At 55.1% G+C, this 17,922-nt stretch carries 12 protein-coding genes and 2 pseudogenes; 11 read left to right on the plus strand and 3 right to left on the minus strand.

Translation table 11 applies throughout. The annotated features are described in order from the left end of the window. Nucleotides 1-211: 211 nt before the first annotated feature. On the minus strand, nucleotides 212-1,951 hold the full coding sequence (locus AC2FJC_RS16570) for an adenylate/guanylate cyclase domain-containing protein (protein ID WP_496740315.1): 1,740 nt from the start codon (nucleotides 1,949-1,951) through the stop codon (nucleotides 212-214). A gap of 91 nt (nucleotides 1,952-2,042) precedes the next feature. Here AC2FJC_RS16570 and AC2FJC_RS16575 point away from each other — a divergent pair. The 6 genes and pseudogenes from AC2FJC_RS16575 to AC2FJC_RS16600 all read left to right on the plus strand — a co-directional run. Next, nucleotides 2,043-2,312, plus strand: a pseudogene (locus AC2FJC_RS16575) (IS110 family transposase); the annotation flags it as partial. A gap of 8 nt (nucleotides 2,313-2,320) precedes the next feature. Beyond that, nucleotides 2,321-2,491: a transposase gene (locus AC2FJC_RS16580; RefSeq protein ID WP_496740388.1), complete on the plus strand. Its 171-nt coding sequence runs from the start codon at nucleotides 2,321-2,323 to the stop codon at nucleotides 2,489-2,491. A 24-nt stretch (nucleotides 2,492-2,515) separates the two neighbouring features. Beyond that, nucleotides 2,516-2,737 carry a hypothetical protein gene (locus AC2FJC_RS16585; RefSeq protein ID WP_496740316.1) on the plus strand — a complete coding sequence of 74 codons (222 nt, stop codon included), beginning with the start codon at nucleotides 2,516-2,518 and terminating at the stop codon, nucleotides 2,735-2,737. A gap of 338 nt (nucleotides 2,738-3,075) precedes the next feature. Further along, the gene (locus AC2FJC_RS16590) at nucleotides 3,076-3,306 is read left to right on the plus strand and encodes a type II toxin-antitoxin system CcdA family antitoxin (RefSeq protein WP_496740317.1); all 231 of its coding nucleotides are present in this window, start codon (nucleotides 3,076-3,078) and stop codon (nucleotides 3,304-3,306) included. Further along, nucleotides 3,306-3,605 (plus strand): CcdB family protein, encoded by a 300-nt coding sequence (locus AC2FJC_RS16595; protein ID WP_496740318.1) that lies wholly within the window; start codon nucleotides 3,306-3,308, stop codon nucleotides 3,603-3,605. Before AC2FJC_RS16590 ends, AC2FJC_RS16595 begins: the two co-directional genes overlap by 1 nt. A gap of 782 nt (nucleotides 3,606-4,387) precedes the next feature. Next, nucleotides 4,388-5,234: pseudogene (locus tag AC2FJC_RS16600) on the plus strand (ISNCY family transposase); the annotation flags it as partial. 56 nt (nucleotides 5,235-5,290) lie between these two features. On the opposite strand, the gene AC2FJC_RS16605 reads toward AC2FJC_RS16600, so the two are convergent. Continuing rightward, nucleotides 5,291-5,488 (minus strand): barstar family protein, encoded by a 198-nt coding sequence (locus AC2FJC_RS16605; RefSeq protein WP_496740319.1) that lies wholly within the window; start codon nucleotides 5,486-5,488, stop codon nucleotides 5,291-5,293. A 247-nt stretch (nucleotides 5,489-5,735) separates the two neighbouring features. On the opposite strand from AC2FJC_RS16605, the gene AC2FJC_RS16610 reads away from it, so the two are divergent. The 3 genes from AC2FJC_RS16610 (at nucleotide 5,736) to AC2FJC_RS16620 (ending at nucleotide 10,949) form a co-directional block, all read left to right on the plus strand. Further along, nucleotides 5,736-6,995 carry an aminotransferase class V-fold PLP-dependent enzyme gene (locus AC2FJC_RS16610; RefSeq protein WP_496740320.1) on the plus strand — a complete coding sequence of 420 codons (1,260 nt, stop codon included), beginning with the start codon at nucleotides 5,736-5,738 and terminating at the stop codon, nucleotides 6,993-6,995. A gap of 943 nt (nucleotides 6,996-7,938) precedes the next feature. After that, the gene (locus AC2FJC_RS16615; RefSeq protein ID WP_496740389.1) at nucleotides 7,939-9,636 is read left to right on the plus strand and encodes a type I secretion system permease/ATPase; all 1,698 of its coding nucleotides are present in this window, start codon (nucleotides 7,939-7,941) and stop codon (nucleotides 9,634-9,636) included. Further along, nucleotides 9,636-10,949, plus strand: a complete 1,314-nt coding sequence (locus tag AC2FJC_RS16620; protein ID WP_496740321.1) for an HlyD family type I secretion periplasmic adaptor subunit — start codon at nucleotides 9,636-9,638, stop codon at nucleotides 10,947-10,949. The genes AC2FJC_RS16615 and AC2FJC_RS16620 overlap by 1 nt, the downstream gene beginning before the upstream one ends. 13 nt (nucleotides 10,950-10,962) lie before the next feature. Here the strand turns inward: AC2FJC_RS16620 and AC2FJC_RS16625 are convergent, their stop codons facing one another. After that, entirely contained in the window at nucleotides 10,963-13,014 is a 2,052-nt protein-coding gene (locus AC2FJC_RS16625) for a dockerin type I domain-containing protein (RefSeq protein WP_496740322.1), read from the minus strand. A gap of 210 nt (nucleotides 13,015-13,224) precedes the next feature. Here AC2FJC_RS16625 and AC2FJC_RS16630 point away from each other — a divergent pair, with 210 nt between their 5' ends. Next, the gene (locus AC2FJC_RS16630) at nucleotides 13,225-17,055 is read left to right on the plus strand and encodes an Ig-like domain-containing protein (protein WP_496740323.1); all 3,831 of its coding nucleotides are present in this window, start codon (nucleotides 13,225-13,227) and stop codon (nucleotides 17,053-17,055) included. A 60-nt stretch (nucleotides 17,056-17,115) separates the two neighbouring features. Continuing rightward, a complete protein-coding gene (locus AC2FJC_RS16635; RefSeq protein ID WP_496740324.1) occupies nucleotides 17,116-17,922 on the plus strand; it encodes a SapC family protein in 807 nt (268 codons plus the stop codon).

Consider the following 17,922-nt stretch of genomic DNA (forward strand, 5'->3'; position numbering starts at 1 on the left):
CCTCGATGAACTCATGCCGTGGTGTTACGTCGAAGAAACCGCTCAACATTAACTGGTCGCATTCACCGGACGGACACACTCCAGTCAGAGGTTTGTTCCCTCGAAAAACCCGTCACTACCCTCAACATCTTGTACAATCAGCGGCAGGTCGCAGCAAGGAGCGGAAATTGGCAACGGCCAATCACCGAAGACATAGAAAAATGGGCGTCGCCTACCCTGCCAAACCAGCTTGGCGCAGACCAGAGGCAATGTGTTCCCAATCCGACAAATTGCGCCACATCGGTTGAAAGCCACCGGCCAGAGCAATCAACGTGTTTTCCGGAACTGCCATCCCGCGGCTTGAAAACTCCTGATGGCGGTGTCGAACAAAGGCTTGCAACGAGGACTCCGCCTCTTTTTGTCGGCCCGAGTGCGCGTAGGCTGCCACTAGAAACGCAGCAGCCAATGAGTTCAGCCGTGCTTCGCCAATCAGCTTGCTGACAGCGTCATCATATCGACCCAAAAAGAAATATACCTGTCCGATAATCCAATCGAGAGAAGGCGGGTGCAGGGGGTCAAGTCGCATGGCCTCGACAACTATTCCATGGGCCTTTTCATGCTGCCCCAACAACAGAAACCCATATCCGCACCAAGCCATCGATTCCGCTTCATTTTCGATCAATGACAGTGTCTTTTGAAACTGCGTATCGGCCTGATCCCAGAGGCCCGCGCATAGGTACGCATATCCAAGTTGGTCCTGAATATAGACGTCCTTGTTGTCCAAAGCCGCGCCCTGACGCGCGATTTCCAATGCTTGGGAGGGCGCATCGGCGTCGGCAAGACCGAGCCAAAGGTCGACGACATAGGTGTCGGCCAGATACATATAGATCCGCGCGTAATTGGGATCGATGGCCAGCGCTTTTTCAAAATATCCCTTGGCGGTGGCGTTGTCGGCGGCGTTCAACCCATCTCGGAGTGCTTTCCCTCGCAGCAAGAGTTCATATGCCTTCATCTTGTCTGTGGGCTTGTTCAAGACATTGTTGGCCACGTCGCTTTGAACGCGACCGGGAAGAACCGCGACGACGCTTTGGGTCACCTCATCCTGAACCGCAAAGATGTCTTCCAGTTCGCGGTCATAACGCTCAGCCCAGATATGTTTTCCAGAGTCAGCCGCGATCAGCTGAGCCGAAATGCGCACTCTGTTACCGACTTTTCGAACACTGCCTTCGACAAGGTATTGTACCCCCAACTTTGCCGCGATGTCACCGATCTCCAGATCTGAGTCCCGGAACCGAAACGACGAATTGCGCGCGACCACAAACAAGGTCCGAAAGCGGGACAATCCGGTAATGATGTCTTCGGAAATACCGTCGCTAAAAAACTGCTGCTCAGCATTGCCACTTACGTTTGAAAACGGCAAAACCGCGACTGAGGGCTTATCCCGCCCGGTTTGATTTGACTCGTATTTCTCAGAACCTTCATGTGCCAAATGGTATACTTGGACAGGCTTTGTTATGTTTTTGAGGTGCTGGGCACCGCCATCTTCAAAGGTTTCTTCAATCAGGTTTCCCAGGCTTTCATAAACTATAGAAGAGATGCAAACACTGCCGACCTTTGCAGTCGCTTCCAGGCGCGACGCCAGATTAACACCGTGCCCGTAGACATCTCCCTCATCAACAATCACGTCGCCCAAATGCACTCCGATGCGCAGTTTTATCGCTGAGTTTTGAACCGCCAGATCTTTCTGGATCTCGATGGCACACCGAACAGCATCCACGACCGAGGAAAACTCAACCAATGTGCCATCCCCAATCAACTTGATCACCCGGCCTTTGTATTGGCTGACTTTGGGATCAAAAACACATTCGCGATGGGTCTTGAGGTGCATCAAAGTGGCATCTTCGTCTTCGACCATCATCGAAGAGTATGCAACAACGTCAGCGGCGAGTATGGCGGCGAGTCTGCGTTCCAAAAATGACACCTTTGGTTAGGAGGTCATATTCAACTTTGGAAAAGATCATCACAACACCTTTCTGGGAACATCGCGCAAATACAGATTGCCAATGACGGTTAAAACAGTTGGACTGGATCTGGCCAACGACATGTTCCAGGTTCATGGAATATCGGCTGCTGGCCGCAAGATATTCAACAAAAAGATCAAGCGCCCGAAGCGGCTTGCGCTTTTCGAGACCCTTCCGCGCTGTGTTGTCGGCATGGAAGCTTGCGGCTCCGCCCACTATTGGGGTCGTGAACTCCGCAGGCTGGGCCATGACGTTCGCCTGATGCCAGCAGCCTATGTCAAACCCTGTGTAAAGCGCGGCAAAACCGACGCCTGATGCGCATGCCTTGCTTCGGCTCGATTTCGGCCTCCGCCGTTGTGGCGAGCATCGGTGATGCTAAGCAATTCCGGCCCGGCCGCGATCTTGCGGCGTGGCTGCGCCTGAAGCCACTCAACAAGTCCAGCGGTGGAAAGGAAAAGCTCGGCAAGAAAACCAAGAAGGGCGACCGTTAAATCCGAAAGTTCCTGATAACCGGCATGACATCCCGTTCGCTGATCGGCAGGAAGCATACGGAGCGCATAGATATCTGGAGTGTCAGAATCCTCGCCGAAAAACCGTTTCGGTTGGCGACGGTCGCGATGACCAACAAGAGCGCCCGGATCATCTGGGCGATGCTGATAAAACAACAGGAATACCGGCAACCGACCGCCCGACCAGCCCAGAGATGCAAGGCGTTTGATGTGATGATGCGGACCTAAGTCAACCAAAGGCCAGGACACTCCGACCAACGTCGCGACCCAAACCGAGGCATTTAGCGGCACTTTTTCCCTTGTCTTGCCCAATGGCTTGCAGGCGCGGCGAATGTCGGCAAAGTCCGCGTGTCGGGAATTGAAGAGCCTCTTTGTGAGCGGCCGATTGGGTCGCTTCTCGCCGCTGCATGTTGCAATACCACCGTTTCATTGTGTTAGCTGGTTAATGGCATCGCTGATGGAACTTGTCAGTCGGTTCAATTCTGCGAAACATGCTTAACAAGCATACGCATATTTGACGCGCATATTTCATAGCGATACAGTGCGTGCATAGGGAGAGCAATACAATGAACGCTCAAACGCGAAAGCCCACGAATCTGTCGCTCGATAGCGCGTTGCTGTCTGAGGCCAAAGCGCTGAAGGTAAATCTGTCCCGCGCGGCCGAGGAGGGCGTGCGCGCCGCAGTCATCGCAGCAAAGTCTGAGCGCTGGAAAGCCGAAAATGCTGCAGCACTCAGAAGTTCCAATTCATATGTTGAGCGGCATGGTCTTCCGCTGGAACGTTTCAGGCAGTTCTGATGCCAAAATACGACGTCTACCCTAATCCATCCGGCGATGGCTATCTTCTGGATATCCAGACCGATCTCCTAAGCGATCTGAATACGCGTGTTGTTGTCCCGCTGCTCCCGAAGTCAAACGCACCAAAGCCAGCGGCACGTCTCAATCCGGTTTTTGACATCGATGGTGGGCCGGTCGTTATGGTCACACAATTCATGGCCGCAGTACCGGTTGGAATCCTCAAGTCCCAAGTATGCGACTTGAGTGACGAGTTCGATCAGATCACGGTCGCAGTCGATATGCTGATGCAGGGGTTCTAGCACGGTGCGACCTCAATGTTGGTTAGGTTCTCTGACCCCCACCGTTCTAATACGAAGATGGTTGCGGCGAGCTGCACCAGATTCAAATGCCGCATACTCGCGAAAGGACGGTGCCGCATTTGCGGTTTTTAGGAATTTAGCCTCGGTGAGTTAAGATTGTGGCGGTAGGTGTCGGTACTTGGCAACTCGTTTATCAGAGACCGCCAAAGCCGGTCGGAGAAGGAATTATCAAGGATGTTCAGTCAGTTTTGATCTGTAGCCCGGGGAATGCCGGACGTCCTTTCAAAGCCTTGTTTCATAGGAGTCAACGGTGAGTTTCCAAGAAAAAAATGGACTCAATAATCTCCTGATGTCATTTTGAGATTGTGGGCGGCATGTCTATTTTAGCACGTACTGGTTTTCCCAACCGGATTTTAGAGGGGGTATTGAGTGTGATGTGCCGCCCCACGAAACCCCAAAAACAGCGGTCAGCGTGCTCGGGTTTCTGCAGAGATTTATGATCTTCTAACAAATTGAATCAGGAACAGGATACATGGCATGAGGCGAGTTTATTGCCGACTTCTTGGACATAGATGGTTGGTTCGTTTCGCCGGAGGTGCGTCTGTTCATCAGTGTGCGCGGTGTGGTGTCGCCGGTGATGCGTATGGCAATGAAGTTCGCTGAACTTACCGCGCGCTTCGCCTTATCCTACCATATTGTCCATTGCATGAGTTGAAGTTGTAGCCGGGGTGGATTCACAAACGAAGTGCAATTATGCCTTGATGTTGGTCAAAGAGAATTAGTCCGAATTCGGGCCGACATTGGCCGCAGAGAAGTTAGCTGAGCATCACGGCTTCACGTGAGACATTGCGCAATTGGATAGTGGAAGATTGAAGCTGGCTATCTCGCAAGCAGCGCCGAACATTCCATCAGCCGCGCCTGCAGCGGGAATGCCGTGGTTAGTTGATCCAGGTCGACGGCTCCGATCACCCGTTAGTTCGAGGATCGTGGCGACCCCTGCACCCTTCTCGTCTTCATGGATGACGCGACCAGCACCTTGATGGAACTTTGCTTTGTGAAGTCAGAAAGCAGCTTCAGCTATTTCGATATGCTTGAAAGCTATTTGCATAAACATGGCCGTCCGGTGGCGTTTTATAGCGACAAACACGGTGTTCCGTGTGGCCAGCAAAGATGCCAAGGGCGGCGCTGGCATGACCCAGTTCGGCCGTGCGCTAAAGGCGCTGAATATCGAGATCCTGTGCGCGAACAACTCTCAGGCCAAAGGCCGGGTTGAACGCGCCAACCGCACGCTCCAGGATCGACTCGTCAAAGAGCTGAGGCTAGCCGGTTTGAAGTGCGCTGGGAAGGCCGGGCCCTGCCCTATCGGATCTTCGAAATGGAGCAACGTGTTACCCACGCGGCAGTCACTGAGAACAAGCGGTTCGGGGCTGTGCTGGCGCATATCAAGGAGATGCAGAAACAAGCTCCCCAAAACCCAAAGTGAGGACAAATTCCGAAAAGATGAGTTACAGCCCAACGGCAGTAAGCCCGGTCAGCCACCGAGAACACGGGCCAGTAGAAGGACGGCACCAGAACCTGAGTTTGTGCAAAAATAGCAGCTGCGCAGAAGACAGCGCACCCTACAGGTAAGCTTGAAGCCAACGCCAATAACCTGATTGGCTCTGGCTTCTTCAAACTGACTGCATCTAAAATAATAATAGAGCCACCACATCAGTCACTTCGTTTTTCCCTCTCACTTCAATAGAGTAAGGTGGAATTACGTCATTGATGTCACCGGCAATGCTGTCCCACAGCGCATCCAGATTGTGCCCATGCCAGTTTGGAGCAACAAGCGCAGCCAGCAGTATCGTAAATACGTCATCAAAACTTCCTCCGCACCCCAATCCTCCAAAGATCTGGTTTTCCGAGGCAAACTGGATAGCAAGCAGACGCGATAGCTTAAAATAGCTGCAATATTCCCTGATCGTGTCGCGTTGTCGCTTGACAGGATGGCTGCATGCGGCCTGATCAATTCAGTTCGCCGAATCTATGATGAAAACGTCAACGATTTTCCGGACAAAGCCTTATCGCGGTGGCCTAGCTCTGCCGCACGATCGTGAACCGCTCTCTGACTTAGCACTGGACAAACCTATGATCCAAGACAACCCTGCCCTCATCGACGCCATCCGCGGCCGGTTCGCCCATGTCGGCACCTGTCCCTTTCAAGGCGAACGCATCTTTTTTGAGAATGCGGGCGGAGCACTGACATTGAAATCCGTCGCTGAAACCTCGGCTTTTTATGCAGCAATCCCGGACAATCCGGGGCGCATAAATCCTGCAGGTCAGGGAACCCAAGGCGTCATCAACAAGGCCAAAGACGACTTGGCCGTGTTCATGAACGCATCTTCTGGGCAGTTCTTCGCAGGTGAAAGCGGAACCGAGCTGCTGTTTCGCATGATCCGCACCGCGTGTCTGGTCGCCCCCAAAGGTGCAAAAGTGATAGGTTCATCAATCGAGCACCCGGCCACCCGAAGCGCAGCACGTCGCTGGGCTGAAATTGCCGCGCTGGAGTACGTTAATGTGCCCCACGACAACGACACCGGATTGGTTACGGCCGAGGATTATACTGCGCTGATAACGCCAGATGTCGCAGTGGCAACGATCCTGCATGCGTCGCCCGTGACAGGCATGGGCATGGACGTAGCCGCGATTTCCGCGGCGATCCGTGCTGTGGCGCCGGATTGTTTGATAATCGTCGACGGCATTCAGCATGCGGCCCACGGGCAACTGGACCTGGACGCCTACAATGTCGATGGCTACGCGATTTCACCTTACAAAGTGTTTTCCCGCCACGGATACGGCATCGCCTGGATCTCCGACAAACTCAGCGCTTTGCCACATGACATGTTGATCGACGCACCCGCAACCGGGTGGGAGTTCGGGACCCGCGATACGGGATCGTATGCAACCGTATCAGACGTAGTAGCGTATTTTGACTGGCTCGGTGGCGAAGTTTCGGATGAGACCGAGCCGCGCAAACGGATCGAGGCTGCGGGCCGAGCCATTCACGCCTATGAAACCCACTTGACCGATACTGCTATCAACGGCACCGGCAATCTGCCAGGGCTGCGTGATATGGATCACGTGACCATTCTGGCAGGCGCCGATAACCCGGCACGCGAAGGGCTGGTGTCAATCGTGGTCGAGAGTCATGCATCCGAGGACGTGGTCGAGACACTGAATCAACAGGGCATTCGCACCCATACTCGAAAGGCTGACCACTATTCCGGCAACGTTCTTACACCGCTGGGCCTGTCGGATTGTATCCGCATTTCTTTTTGTCACTACAACACGGAACAGGAAATCGCGCGGTTGCTGGGGGCCATCAAAGTTATGGGCGAAAGCAGTTGACCAGATCCGATTTGGTCGTAGCAAACGGTTACATAGCTGGCGGTTCTCAACCCAAACCTGCAACGGGCTTTTGCAGAGTTACGAAAAAAGCGTCGCGTTGTTCCGACACCTCGGCCGAAGTATTTCCGCATGCCGCGGCTTTGACGTTGTCCACCAGTTGCCGGTTCACGCCGTGACCCGTTGTCCCCAGATTAGTTTCCCTTGCCGGAATGGCCGACCTGAGCCTGGCGGGAACCGATGTACCCAAATATTCGCCGAGGCGCTGCCGCCACAACATGAAACCCGGTTTTCATCAATCACCAACAGGTTTTCGACCACTTCAATAACCGAGTAAAACTCCTGAAAGCCATCAATATGTTCCTAGTGACCGGTCGCCCGCCATGCATTCAGTAGCCCGGACCGCGCCGGCATGAATGCCCTCATGTCCAGCTTGTTAATACCACCACGATGTCGGCCACATCAACGCCACCGAAGACAACCCTTCTTTTCCCTGCACCATTGCTTGCGACACAATAGCCGTCTCTCTCGGCCAAGAAGCCTCTTGAAAACTAGGGCTTGCCATCCAATTTGTTGGTCGCGCGAAACAGATCAGCAAACACTATTGTAGCGGCCAGATTAGGCCGGACGAGACCGCAAAAATCACACAGGCAGTAAGGTCTGAGATGTTTGCTACCTGGTTTTCGCCTCAATTGTGCTACGTAGAATTACAGAGAGTATCACTTCAGTCAACGCGCAAGTCAGATGTCGATAAGTCATTGCCAAAACACCGATTGCGATCTTGGTCGGCGGTATATGGACAATCTGCAACGAGATGTATTTCCACTATTGGGACATCAGTCTAGGATGCGCGCAAATACTAGCCCATTCGAAACCTGCGCAACAAAAACGAGAAGCTTCGTTCGTGAATATTAAGAACCACATGGCAGCACAGCCAAGACGTGAAATGCAATCTGCGCGCAACCAGGGGATCACATTCCTGGCGCTTGCGTTTTTGTTCAGCATCTTCGTCAACTTGTTGATGTTGACCGGACCTTTGTTCATGTTGCAGGTCTATGATCGCGTTCTTGGGTCCCGAGCGGTCGAGACTTTGGCTGCGCTGTTTCTGCTGGTGGCACTTTTGTACGGCCTTATGGCCATGCTCGATTTCGCGCGGGGTCGAATCGTGGCGCGTTTCGGCGCACGGTTTCAATCGCAGTTGGACGAACGCGTCTTTGATGCGACCCTGCGCCGATCTCTACACCCCCGCGCGCGGGCTGCACCCGCAACAGCGTTGCGGGATCTGGAGTCCATCCAAAACCTGTGTTCTTCTCCAGTTCTGCTGGCCGTCATGGACATCCCTTGGACGCCTATCTTTATCGCGGCAATTTTTCTGTTCCATCCTCTTCTGGGCTGGCTGGCCGTTGGTGGTGGCTCGCTTTTAGTTGTGATCGCGTTGCTGAACCAAATACTGACTCGTCGCAAGGTCGCCTTGGCTCAATCAGCGTCGGCAAAAGCCAACATCTTTTCCGAACATGCCCGACAGGCAGCCGAGGTCGTACACTCGCAAGGCATGCAAGAGGACATCACGCGTAGATGGCAGCGTCAACGAACAGACGCCTTGCAACAAACAATCGCCGCCAGTGACTGGACCGGCAGCTTTACGTCAGTGACGAAATCGCTGCGGCTGTTTTTGCAATCTGCAATGCTGGCGCTTGGGGCTTTGCTTGTTCTGCGCAATGAATTGACCCCCGGCGCGATGATCGCAGGTTCGATCCTGCTGGGTCGTGCTTTGGCACCCGTCGAGCAGGTTGTTGGGCAATGGGCTGTCGTTGAACGCGCCCGAACCGCGTGGAACTCGTTGAGCCAGTTTCTGGATGCCACGCCGCCCGAAAAACAGCGCACCAAGCTGCCTGTGCCCCAAGCCCGGTTGAAGGCCAAGGGTCTGACGGTCATCCCGCCTGGAGCGAATACTCCAACCCTCCGCAACGTCTCATTGAACCTCGAGCCCGGGCGGGCACTTGGTGTAATCGGAAAAAGCGGGTCAGGAAAGTCCACTTTGGCCAAGGCGCTTCTGGGTATTTGGCGTCCTGCAGCAGGCGAGATCCGTCTGGGAGGCGCAACGCTGGATCAGTACGATCCAACTGATCTGGGCCAACATATCGGATACCTTCCGCAAGAAGTTACGTTGTTCAACGGAACTGTCGCCGAAAACATCGCGCGTATGTCGGAAGACCCAAACCCGGAAGCCGTTGTAGCGGCCGCCAAAAAAGCCAATGCGCATGAGCTGATTCTGACGCTGGAAAAAGGCTACGATACCATTCTGGAAGGCAATGACAGTCAGCTGTCAGGCGGTCAGAAGCAGCGGATCGCGCTCTCGCGCGCATTGTACGGAGACCCCGTTTTGTTGATTCTGGACGAACCGAACTCGGCGTTGGATGCCGATGGAACCGAGGCGCTGAACGCCGCTGTCCGCGATCTTAAGGCCGCAGGAAAGTCTACGATCATTATGACTCACCGTCCCCAAGCGATCTCGGAATGTGATGATCTTGCGGTGGTCGAACGGGGGCAGGTTGTCAAATCCGGCCCAAGGGATGAGGTTTTGGGTGCAGTCGTTCAAAACGCCGGATCGATCAAGCGCAACCTCAGCAAGGCTGGCAACTGATGCAGGACAAAACAAATAAACAGCGCCCCGTATGGCGCATTACCATCCCTGCCCTGGTCGGATTTGCGGCCCTTGGCATCCTTGTTGGCGGTTTGGGTGTTTGGGCAGTCAACACGCGTTTGGCCGGGGCCATTATCTCTCAGGGCATTATCGAGGTCGAAAGCAACCGTCAGGTGATTGAACACCCCGACGGCGGCGTTGTTGGTGAGATCTATGTGCGCGATGGCGATGCCGTCACCAGCGGCGAATTACTATTGCGGTTGGATGATACGTTTCTGTCGTCCGAGAAGACCATTGTCGAAGCCCAGCTGTTCGAACTGCTGGCCCGCCGGGCCCGTTTGGAAGTCGAGCGCGATGGCGCAAATGCCGAAGCTTTGGCCACCCGGTTGGCTGAGATTCAGCAACAGGAAAACATAGACCCTGATCTGATCGCCGGTCAGCAACGCCTGTTTGAGGCGCGATTGAATACATTGGACCAGCAAACTGAGCAACTGGGCAAACAGACCGTTCAAATCGAAAGTGAAATCGACGGTACCGAAGCGCAGCTTGTCTCGCTGCGGCGTCAGGTTGAATTGATCCAAACCGAACTGGACGATCAGCAAAGCTTGCTTCAGCGCGGCCTTACCCAGGCCAGCCGTGTTTCGGCCCTACAGCGTGAAGAGGCCAGCCTCACAGGGGATATCGGTCGGTTGGAAGCTGCCGCCGCGCGCCTAGGAGGCCAGATATCAGCGACCGAAATCTCGATCCTTGAGCTTGAAGCAACACGGCGAGAAGAAGCCATAACGACCCTGCGTGATATTCAGTCCCAGATTGCCGAATTGGCCGAGCGCCGTCTGTCGCTGGACACCCGCCTTTCGCGACTGGATATCCGCGCCCCAGTTTCGGGAACGGTGTACGGCAGTCAGGTCTTTGCGCTGCAGTCCGTGATCCAACCCGCGGAACCTATGATGTATCTGGTACCGCAGGATACGCCCCTGGTCGTCGCCGCGCGCGTCGATGCAATTCACGTGGACCAGTTGCATGTTGGCCAGCCCGTTTTGTTGCGGTTTCCCGCGTTCAATCAGCGTGAAACGCCTGAAATTGACGGACAGGTTATGAATGTCTCGGCTGATACGTTTACCGACGAAAACACCGGCCAAACGTTCTATCGCGCCGAAGTCGTTCCACAAGACGGGCAAGTTGATCGTCTGAAAGGGCAGGAACTGCTGCCCGGTATGCCAGTGGAAACGTTGATCAAGACGGACGAACGTACGCCAATGTCTTATTTGGTCAAACCACTGGCAGATTACTTCAACCGGGCGTTCCGAGAGTGACCGCCCGGTCGCACTAAGGCGCTTCGAGGTTGCCCAGCAGGATCGAGGTCATGTCGGAGGCAATCACGCTATCCACAGCCACCACATTTGCCCCGGTATCATAAGAAACGTCGGTGCGCGTGATCCCTGAAAGGTCCGCGTCACTGTCGATGAAAACCCATTCCGGGCGAACGGCAGTGGGCTGTCCGACCGCCACTTGCAGAATCGACAATGCATCGAGCGCATTCACCGAACCATCCCGGTTGAAATCTGCCGCGATCAAATTTTCCGGCGAGGCTGGCCCCCATGTCGGGTCCAGACCGACCGAGATCCGCAAAACCTGCAGCGCGTCCAATGCGTTGATGTCCTTGCTCGCGGTAGAATAGGTCTTGATGACGTCGAATTCACCCTCGAAAGTGCCAGACGGTAAATTCAAATCGAACCGCCCATTGCTGTCTGCACGAGCACTGACTGTGGCTCCGCCATTTGGGGTGAAGCTGATTTCAGCGTCACTGAGGCTGGGGTTGGCGGTTTCTGAATTGATTGAGACATCCCCTAAAACCCCATCGGAACTGCCCGGCTCAAGCCCCCCGAAATCGCCGAAATCGACGGGAATGTGATCGGGGCCGCCAAAACCCGCGCCAAACACCTGAGCGCTGGTTAGCGGACCACCTGAGGCGGAATTCACGTATATTGTCTCATTGAAGTATTCAATCCGGGCGCCTTGCGCCGTCACGGTAAAAGTCAACTGTCCAGGCGTTCTGAGCAGCGGATAATCGAACATGTCCAACCGGTCGATACCAGCCTGAAAGTCCGTGATCGTGGTGGTTTCCGCTCCGTATTGCATGACAAAGATGTCTGCACCGGATCCACCGGTCACCGTGGTCTCGGCCGAACCGGCAATCAATATGTCATCCCCTGCCCCACCAATAAGGGTCGTTGGAAGGATATTGCCGCTGAGCATATCGTTACCGGCGGTTCCGTTAACGGTTCCCAGGCCACTACGCACGACGCCCAGATCCGCGACATCCACCGTAAGTTGGGTCAGCCCCGCATCCAGTTGCGACGCGACCAAAATCTGCAACTCATCACCGACCTGAGCGACGCTGAACGACTCCACATTCTGCAAACCGCTTTGGAGCGTATCGGCAAAACTGTCCAAATGCACCAATTGTCCGCCGGGCGTCATGGCGAACAAGGTTATTCCATCATCGCCACCGCCCGCGACAACGAACACATGCCCATTGACCTCAACCACTGCAAGGTCCTGAACCGACTCGAACCGTGTGTGCAGCGAATCCAGGACATGATCGGTTGGGATTAGACGGCCATCGGCGGCTAGTTCCATGACACTGAGAGAATTGCTTTCAGCCCCCGCGACCACCACCCAGGACTTGCCATATGCCTGTATCACTTCGACCGCGGTGGGCGTCGCGATTCCCAAAGTCGTCAGGGCCTCGCTGTTGTCTACCGCTGTTATGGCAGCGGTTCCCCCATCAACCCTGTAGGTCGAGACAGTGTTGCTGGCCCCGTCGGCCGCAATAACAAAGTTGTCTGCGCCAATGCTCAATGACTGCATCGAATCAGATCGTGCCACGATCACGCCCAAGGACGTCAACGTGCCGTCCCCATTCACGGTATAAGTGACAATCCGCCCGGTATCTTCATGCGCCATCATCAGCAGATCGCCGGACCCGGTCGACAGTTTCACCAAGGCCGAAATGTCACCGCCGCCGGTCAATATCCCGGTTTCCCGCAAGGATCTAACGGTCCCATCCGGGTTCAAATCATACCCCACCAGCCCATTTGCCGTGTCGATATCCAATACGAGCTGATCACTGCCACCAAACGAAACCGGAGTCCCCGTGCGGCCCACCTGAAACGTGATCGAACCGCTGAAATACTCGGTATCGACCAGTTGCGGAACCGCGCCATCGACAAGCTTCCAAACAGCAACACCGCCGCCGGGGCCGGTCAAACTGTACAGATACGTGGTCCCGTTAAACGTTTTTAAAGCCGTATCACGGATACCTGAATCGAGCGCTGCGCTCCCTGTTGCAACCACGCTTTCGAACTGAAGCATCATACCAAATCACCCCACGCCAAACTTGGCAATGACTGCAGGATGATCCGATGCCCGGCCCGACACCAAAGCGGAATTGTGGTGAAAACGAGGAGTTCGGTTTCAGTTTAACACAATTTTTCCTGGTCCGACCGCATGAGTCACAAACGCGAAAGACTGATGAACAAAACCTGGCCCACCCAGGCGGACACAGACATCACATGTGAGGGTAAGATGACCAAAGAACATGATCCCAAAGCCAAAACTGCAGAACCCGGATCAGACAATGGTCGCAGGGACCACATTCGCCGGTGGATTGATGGCAAAATGCGACGCTGGGTTGGGCGCGGTATTGCCGGGGGGCTTGGTTCGACGCTCATGGCGCTACCCGCCTTGGCGCAGGCAACAATAGAAGAGCTTTACGCCTATCAGTTTGCAGAAACGATTCCCGGCGTACAGTCAGTGAAGCTGCTGAAAAACGGGGATGTTCTGCTGAAGATGATTGATGGCAGTACGATGATTGTCGCCGCGGAAGACGTTCAGGTTCTGGACAGTGGCGCGATCATGATCGCCGAAAATGCCGTGAGCGAAATTGCGCAATTCAGTCTGGCCGCCGAAGCAGGTGGTGCCGCTGCGGCGGGCGGCGGCATTGGTGGCGTCGGCGCTGCATTGGGCGGATTGGGCCTGGCTGGCGCCGCCGCGGCGGGTGCCGGCGGCGGGGGTGGTGGAGACGATGGTGATTTTCACCCCTCGCCGCAGGCACCACCTCAGGTTTTGAACCTCGCGCAAGCACAATCCACTGCGCTCAGCAGCACAGAGGCGAATATCAGGGTCCCGGATGGAACCGAAACAGTAGAACTTTCGATCGGGTCTTTGGTCAAGTCCGTGCCACTCAATCCCGATGGAAGTTGGAGCATTTCGCTGACAGCTGTCGAAGCGGCCAGTCTGCCACAAGGTGTTCAGAACGTCACGGTTCGCCACTTGGACAGCGGCGGGCAAGAACTTTCGGTCGAGACCGTATCTTACAACATCGACACAATCCCCCCTACTCTGACAATTTCCGGTTTGTCGGACGGTACGGTCATAAATGCTGCGGAAAGCGCAACGGATCTGACCGTCTCCGGAACGACAAACGCGGAAAACGGTCAAACCGTGACGGTCACTCTGAATGGAGGCACATACTCAGGCACCGTAGCCGATGGGCAATGGGTCGTCGCCGTGCCTGCCAGCGATCTTGCCGCGTTGCCGGATGGGGAAACCATTGTGTTGACCGCAGATGTTTCAGATATGGCGGGGAACCCGGCAGCACAGATCAGTGACAGCATTGAGACAGACTTTACGGCACCGACCGTAACCTTGGATCCTCTCCCCGTCGACAAAATCGAATTGGTCGACGTTCAGAACGATATGGAGCTGAGCGGATCGACAACAGCAGCTGATGGCCGGACAGTTATGGTCGAATTTGGGGGGCAATCCTATTCGACGACCGCCTCTGACGGTAGTTGGAGCGTCACTATTCCATCCGCTGATCTTGCAAGTCTGCCCTCAGGTACTCCTGTGTCGGTAAGGGTCGTTGTCAGCGATGAAGCAGGAAACAGTTCGGTTCCGGCTACGGCTTCGGTTCCGGTGGATCTGACTGGCCCCGCAGTTTCTATATCGCCCCTGTCGGTTGGGTCCGCCTTAAACACCTTAGACGTTGGTTCGGATTTAACGGTTTCGGGAATTACCGGGAACGTAGAGGACGGCCAACAGGTCACAGTCATGTTGGACAGCCAGAGTTACACCGGCGCAGTATCCGGCGACAGCTGGTCAGTGACCATCCCTGCGGCCGACCTTGGAGCATTGGCAGACGGGGGCGCGTTCACCATCACCGCAGATGTATCCAATGCGGACGGACTCGCAGCCAATCAGGCGAATGCACCCGTATCCAAGGATGTCACCGCCCCGACCCTGACCATCGACGGATTCTCTGATGGTGCTGTCCTGAATGCCGCTGAGCGTGATACGGACCTGACAATCACCGGGTCAACTGATGCAGAGGACGGACAGACCGTAACCGTATCGTTAAACGGCCAGGATCATACTGGCACCGTCTCTGGTGGCGTCTGGAGCGCGACTGTGCCGGCGGCAGATTTGACGGCACTGTCCGATGGCGCAACAATCCCGGTGACTGCAGACGTGACAGATGCCGCCGGAAACCCAGCGCTGCAGGCAACCGGCAGCTTTGACACTGACTTCTCACCTCATGCCATCACCATCACCAATTTGTCCGACGGCCCGATCATGAACTTGGCGGAACGCGGCACGGATCTGACGGTCTCAGGCACATCGGATGCCCCTGACGGCACCACCATAACCGTGGAAATCGTCAGAGCGGATGGCACTATTGACCTGAGCAATACCACTACGGTCAGTAGCGGCACCTGGACGTTGGTTTCGCCGGCGGCCGGTCTAAATGGCCTGCAAGACGATGAAATTTACAGTGTGCATGCGTCGGTCTCAGACACGGCTGGAAACAGCGCCAGCGCGAGTGCTGGGTTTAGAACAGACTTCACAGCACCGACTGTGACGATCAACCCATTGGCTGTCGGATCGGTTCTGGATGTCTCCGAAAGGGGAGGCGATCTGTCCATCTCAGGGGCGACATCGGCGGAAGAAGGGCAAACAGTCACTGTCACGTTGGATGGCCAATCGTATACGGGTGTCGCCACTGGTGGCACTTGGTCGGTCACCGTACCCGCGGCAGATCTTTCCGGATTGGCGGACAGTACAAATTTCCCCATTTCGGCAACGGTCAGTGACCTGGCCGGCAATAGCGCCAGTCCAGCTACCACAACGCTCGCTACGGATTTCCGACCGCTGTTAGACCTGAATTCTATAGGGACTAAAAACTCAGTTTCACTCGGCGACGCGCAGAGTTCTGGCATTGTTGTATCTGGAACATCCGTTGGCCTCGCCGCTGGCCAAGCGGTGAATGTAACACTCAACAGTAACTCGGTCGGTACCGCAACTGTCGCAGCCGATGGCACCTGGTCGCTTGCAGTTCCAGCGTCAGATTTCACAGGTATTTCAGCAGGTGATGACCTGAACTTTCAGGCTCAGGCCACGGTTTCGGGCGGCCCTGATCCTTTACCGGCAACCGGTGAGGCGACTGCGCATGTACCGGGCGCATATGTCATTGCAGAAGCGGATCAGAGTGGTTCGACTATCACGTACCAAATCTTCGCAGACGCTGACCGCGACGTTTCCAGCGGGCTAGCGATGACGATCGAGTTGGGATTTGATCCGTCAGTTGTGACCTTCGACGCCGGATCCGATGTTGGGAACGGGGCTTTCGGTCTGTATCTGTCCAACCCAGTTGGGGGCTCCGTGGTCAACTTTGCAGGTGTCGCGACCAGCTTTACGGATCTGAACCAACCGTTGGTGACATTCACCATGACCGTTCAGGACCCCAGCAAACCGGTTGAACTGTCGCTTACCACCCCGGATGGGGGGCCGACGACCGTCGTATTCGGCACTGATGGAAATGACACTTTGGTCGCCAGCGATGTGGACAGCTTTGTTCGTGGTCAGGACGGCGACGACGCCATCAATGTCTCGGACGCGGGTCGCGACGTCGTTGTGTTCGAAGCCGCCCCTGCGGCAAACGGGGTAGACACGATCACCGGCTTTTCACTCGGAGCGGCAGCGGATGTGGCAGATGCGTTGATGTTCAGTGGCCTCGACTACTCTACCTTGCGCGGCGATGGCACGGGCGTTGAGACATTAAACATAGGCGGCGCGGTTGGTGCCAACACGGGCGTCATCGGCTTGACCACAGTTCTGGCCGACCTGTCGACCAATACAATTGAAACTGCTGTCGAAAGTTTGACGGGACTTCAGGCGGGTGACGAGATCTACGTACTCGCGACAGATGGAGACGACGGCGTTCTTGTCAAAGTGGACTATTCAGCACCGACTGCAGCCACTGTTGAAACCATGGCGCATTTCTCAGGGTTAGACGATCTGAGCGGTCTGAGCGCGGACAATATCCTGATCGCCGACCCGACCGGAGCAACGGCTTGATCAAAACACGGACTGCCGGCTTTTCAACCGGCAGCCACTCCATACACCAAAGGATCAAACATGGCAGAGAACGGCCTGTTTCCAGTCACATATGAGCGGCACGGTGACAAATACTGGAAGCGTTTTTCATCTTACCACTTTGCGGAAACCCAGCAGGCTTGCTCGATTGTCGAGAAAGAAATTCTGCTCGTCGCGGCCGCGTATCCGGTAATGTTTCGCGAAACCAGGGGGGAAATTGAACCTGTAGCGCTAATGTCATTGAATCCGGACGCGCCAACCCCTTTTGTGTCCGACGAAGGGCGTTGGTTGGCCGCCTACATTCCGTCCGCGTTGCGGTGCCCGCCATTTCAAGCGGGTTTGCCGAGTAAAACGGGTTGTGATCCGCAACTTCTGATCGATGAATCTTCTGGTCTGGTCACCGATGCTCCGAAGGACGAACCGTTCTTTACCGATGCTGGTGAGTTGACCGTTGAGCTTTCGAACGTCCTCAGATTTTTTCAAGCACGAGAGGCCTCGGCCAAGGACATTCGGTCCGTGTGTAACGTCATTCAAGGGATGGGTCTTTTTGAACAAATGGCAAGCTACGATGACGTCGCGCTGCCGGCAGGGTATCTGGTCCTGGATGTCCGACGCTTGAAGGCTCTTTCGCAGACAGAGAAACTTGCATTGTTCGATGTCGGTGCAATTCAATTGCTGCACGCCCATCAAGTATCACTTTCACACATTTCTTGGCTGTCGCAGGCGCAAGAGCAGCTGGCGAAGCCAAAACTTCAAAACCAATATACCGAAAATTCAGACATTTCGCGTTTCCTTACCGCCATGGCACACGCGCAAAATGACGAACTTTTAATGGCTGGTGAGGTGTGA

Source organism: Ruegeria sp. CDSB117 (assembly GCF_059611005.1).